This is a genomic window from Paracoccus sp. SSJ (assembly GCF_030234105.1).
GTDB classification, from domain to species: Bacteria; Pseudomonadota; Alphaproteobacteria; order Rhodobacterales; family Rhodobacteraceae; genus Paracoccus; species Paracoccus denitrificans.
This window is the reverse complement of the sequence record NZ_JASSPE010000060.1, coordinates 1-1,963: the sequence shown is the minus strand read 5'-3', so window position 1 is coordinate 1,963 and position 1,963 is coordinate 1. Positions and strand designations below refer to the sequence as shown.

General features: G+C 64.9%; 3 protein-coding genes and 1 pseudogene. 3 read left to right on the top strand and 1 reads right to left on the bottom strand.

Annotated features, from left to right (window positions below):
• A partial coding sequence (locus QPR87_RS23475; protein ID WP_262967743.1) for a co-chaperone GroES occupies nucleotides 1–145 on the bottom strand: 145 nt, incomplete at its 3' end.
• A 307-nt stretch (nucleotides 146–452) separates the two neighbouring features.
• Between QPR87_RS23475 and QPR87_RS23470 the strand changes: the two genes are divergently transcribed.
• The 3 genes and pseudogenes from QPR87_RS23470 to QPR87_RS23715 form a co-directional block, all read left to right on the top strand.
• Nucleotides 453–920, top strand: a complete 468-nt coding sequence (locus tag QPR87_RS23470) for a hypothetical protein (RefSeq protein WP_285051561.1) — start codon at nucleotides 453–455, stop codon at nucleotides 918–920.
• A gap of 113 nt (nucleotides 921–1,033) precedes the next feature.
• Nucleotides 1,034–1,393, top strand: a complete 360-nt coding sequence (locus QPR87_RS23465; protein ID WP_285051559.1) for an Hsp20 family protein — start codon at nucleotides 1,034–1,036, stop codon at nucleotides 1,391–1,393.
• Nucleotides 1,377–1,963: pseudogene (locus tag QPR87_RS23715) on the top strand (Hsp20/alpha crystallin family protein); the annotation flags it as partial. The gene QPR87_RS23465 and the pseudogene QPR87_RS23715, both read left to right, overlap by 17 nt.

Sequence of the window (1,963 nt, the reverse complement as noted above, 5' to 3'; positions counted from 1 at the left end):
TGCGCGCGCCTTCGCCAACGGCGATGATTTCGCCCTCGGCCGGTTTCTCCTTGGCGCTGTCGGGGATGATCAGCCCGCCCTTGGTCTTTTCGTCCGACTGGACGCGACGGACCAGAACACGGTCATGGAGTGGACGGAACGTCATATCGTTCTCCTCATGGACAAACAGATTTCGAGAGGTTCCTCCGCACCGGCCAGGCGACCGGCGCGGGGCCTGCGTGACCCGCTTGGCATCACGCGAGACATGAGTTGGCAGGTAGGGCACAGGTTTCAAGGGGTCGCGGGAAAAATTTTCGACACGCGCCGCAACCTGCTGCCACCGGCATGAGGACTGCGTGCAATATCCTGTGATTTCAGGTGGCTCGGATCGATGCAGGGACTTGACCTGCGACGGCGCCGCGCCAAACTTTTCCTTATGGAATGGTTTCGTTCAGACTGATGCCGAGGGTTTCATGACGGACACATATCTCTCCGCCGCCCGTGACCTGGTGATCGAGGGGATGCGCGAAAGCCAGGTCGCCTTGTCGTCGGAGCTCGAGTATCACCTTGCCTCGACGCTGGCGCGCTACATGCACCGCCCGATCGTGCCCGACCGGCTGACGGTCCGGCTGGTGGACGCGGCGCAAAGGCAGGCGAGAAGGGGCGAGTCGCGCCAGATCGGGGACGAGTGCCTGATCTCCTGCGCCTTCTTCGCGGCACGGCTGACGCGGCGGGGAGGCTCCATCGTCCATTATGCGGGGCTGGGGCAAAGCGCCTACGAGATCGCGGGAATGCCGGACGTGGCCCATGGCTTTCCCGACATGCTGGACGTGCTGCAAGCCAGCAGTCCGCATGTCGAGGAACGGCCCCTGCCGTCCAGGGACGGCGAAGATGAGCAAGGGACCAGGATCCTGCTCCTGTCGCCAAGGTTCAGGCACTGATCCCCGGTGCCGGTCCTGGGGGTCGGCGGCTTCAGGAATGGCGAGCCGTCCGGCGGCGCGGCCCTTGGAATGCTCTTGGCCGATCATGGCCTCGGCGGCATGCAGCCAGCCCCATGGCTCGGCGGTCGCATCCGTCCTCGCCAGACGAACTGGCCATCACGCAGGAACAGACCGTTCTGACGGTCACCGGCCAGGAGGCTGGCGAGGACATGGACGGGTATCTGCATCGCGGTATTGCCGACCGGAGCTTCCGCCGGCGCTTCCAGCTTGCCGATCATGTGAAGCTGACCGGCGCCGAACTGCTGAACGGCCTGCTGACGATCGGCCTGCGGCACGAGATCCCCGAAGAGATGAAGCCGCACCGGATCGAGATCCCTGCGAAGCCCGAGACCGAGCCGGAGCAACTTGAGACTGGGAAAGAGGTCGCCCGAGGCCCTGTCACCGCGCAATCCGCGCATGGCGCCGGGCCTTGACGAGCAGGATATCGAAGCCCTGCTGAACGACGGCGTGCTAACGCTGAAGGGCGAGAAGCGCTCGGAGGTCGAAGACCAGGACCGGCAATTCTCGGAACGCTTTTACGGCCGTTTCGAGCGCCATATCCGCTTGGCGCTGAGGTCGGGGAAGATGAGGTCAATGCGCATTTCAGGAACGGCGTGCTGACCGTGACCCTGCCCAAGACGCAAAAAGGCGCAGGCGCAGGTCAAGCGCATTGCCATCAAGGGCTGAGCCATCGGGGCGGCGGTGCAGACTGCCGCCCCAGCGCCCCCTCGGCCGCGACGAACGCCCGTGTCACCATGGCCGGTGTGCCCTTGCTGCCGATGAAAAGATGGTTCGTGACCGCCATTATCCTTGTCCAGCTTGCGCCGCGCCGAAAGGACCGGGTCATTCCGGTCGCCTATTCGATCTTGGACTACATGAACCGATGTCGCATTTGCCTGCGCTTGGGGCGGATATCGTTGGGGGCCGGATCCGGGGCCGGGTGGTCATCGACGTGGCCGGATAGCGCCGGGGCGGGGACCGGCAGGGCCCGGTCCCCGCCCTTC

Excerpts from the sequence above, each read along its gene's own strand:
- QPR87_RS23470 (WP_285051561.1), top strand. The coding sequence starts at position 453 with ATGACGGACACATATCTCTCCGCCGCCCGTGACCTGGTGATCGAGGGG.
- QPR87_RS23465 (WP_285051559.1), top strand. The coding sequence starts at position 1,034 with ATGGCTCGGCGGTCGCATCCGTCCTCGCCAGACGAACTGGCCATCACG.